Origin of the sequence: Streptomyces sp. 15-116A, assembly GCF_025290915.1 — a bacterium.
Lineage (GTDB): Bacteria > Actinomycetota > Actinomycetes > Streptomycetales > Streptomycetaceae > Streptomyces.
Window position 1 is genome coordinate 1 of sequence record NZ_JAOCQE010000531.1, and the last position, 1493, is coordinate 1493.

General features: G+C 71.8%; 3 protein-coding genes and 1 pseudogene. 3 read left to right on the plus strand and 1 reads right to left on the minus strand.

The features are described from left to right. Both N4P33_RS35190 and mscL read left to right on the plus strand, forming a co-directional pair. Positions 1–228: pseudogene (locus tag N4P33_RS35190) on the plus strand (hypothetical protein); the annotation flags it as partial. Between the two features lie 156 nt (positions 229–384). Continuing rightward, positions 385–852, plus strand: coding sequence for a large conductance mechanosensitive channel protein MscL (gene mscL / locus N4P33_RS35195; RefSeq protein WP_260830976.1), 468 nt, complete (start codon positions 385–387; stop codon positions 850–852). 19 nt (positions 853–871) lie between these two features. On the opposite strand, the gene N4P33_RS35200 is transcribed toward mscL, so the two are convergent. Further along, complete coding sequence (locus N4P33_RS35200; protein WP_260830977.1) at positions 872–1048, minus strand: hypothetical protein; 177 nt, start codon at positions 1046–1048, stop codon at positions 872–874. Between the two features lie 77 nt (positions 1049–1125). On the opposite strand from N4P33_RS35200, the gene N4P33_RS35205 reads away from it, so the two are divergent. Continuing rightward, positions 1126–1493 (plus strand): P1 family peptidase (locus tag N4P33_RS35205; protein WP_260830978.1); only part of this gene is annotated, 368 nt, incomplete at its 3' end.

The following is a 1493-nucleotide window of genomic DNA, read 5'->3' on the forward strand; positions in this document are numbered from 1 at the left end:
GTCGATGTCATCGCCGCGGAGGAGACGGCGACCGGGGGTGAGGCCCGGGTGGTCGCGCGCGGGGCGCGGGTGAGCGAGGTGCCGGAACCGGTGGCGGAGGGGCCGCCGGGCGAGGGCGGGTCCTTGACCGAGGGCGGGGCGCTGGTGGTGCTGTCGGTGCCGCGTGCCGTGGCGGCCGACCTCGCCGGTGCGAGCACCACGGCACGGCTAGCGGTGACCCTGTGCTGAAGGGCGCCGCGGTCATGACTTCTCATGCCATTTCGATCACTGCCGGGGCGTCAAGTCCCTCGTGCGAGCGACCCGATTGGACAGGCCGGCACGGCGCTGACGTAGGTTGCGGAGCGTTTTGTTGCACGCACCGCGCATGTGGGATGGGGCCTGAAGGTGAGCGAGAAGAAGGAATCCGTGTGGCAGGGCTTCAAGGCCTTCCTGATGCGCGGGAACGTCGTCGATCTGGCCGTCGCGGTGGTGATCGGCGCGGCCTTCACCAACATCGTCAACGCGGTCGTGAAGGGCGTGATCAACCCGCTGGTCGGGGCGTTCGGCACGAAGAACCTGGACAGCTACAGCTCCTGCCTGAAGGGCCCCTGCGAGGGCACCGGCGACACGGCGACGGGGGTGCGGATCCTGTGGGGTTCGGTGCTCGGCGCCACGCTGCAGTTCGCGATCACCGCGGCGGTCGTGTACTTCCTGATGGTGCTGCCCATGGCCAAGTACCTGGCCCGGGTGGAGGACCGCAGGAAGGCGAGGGAGGGCACGAAGGAGCTCGTCGAGGTGACGGAGCTGGAGGTGCTCAAGGAGATCCGCGACGAGCTGGTCTCGCAGCGGGGGGCGGGCCGAGGAGAGGCATAGCCCCGGCATCGGATGTGCGTCAGATGTGGTGGGGTGGCTTCTCGTCGAGGAAGCGCTTGAGATCGGCCGCGCTGTCGCCGGACGGGCGCTCGCCCCACCCCCGGTCCGTGTCGTCCGAGGTCTGCTGGTCCAGCGGGTCGTCGAAGACCAGCGCGGGCTTCGGCTCGCGCGGCTCGGGATCGGGGGCGGTGCTCATGCCTCCCAGGGTACGGCGCTGAGCCGAGGTGCTCGTAGCGGCGCCTGCCCGCCCGGGGTGTGCACGACACTGGGCCCATGACAGTTGACGCACTGACCGATGTGGCCGGCGTGCGGGTGGGGCATGCGACGCGTGACGGCGGCGGCTGGCTCACCGGCACCACGGTGGTGCTGGCGCCCGAGGGCGGGGCGGTGGCCGCGGTGGACGTCAGGGGCGGCGGCCCCGGCACCAAGGAGACCGACGCGCTCGATCCGCGCAACCTCGTGCAGAAGGTCGAGGCGATCGTGCTGACCGGCGGCAGCGCCTACGGCCTCGACGCGGCGTCCGGGGTGATGGCCTGGCTGGAGGAGCGGGGGCGCGGGGTGCGGGTCGGCGCGGACCCCACCCATGTCGTGCCGGTGGTGCCGGCCGCCTGCGTCTTCGACCTGGGCCGGGGCGGCGACTT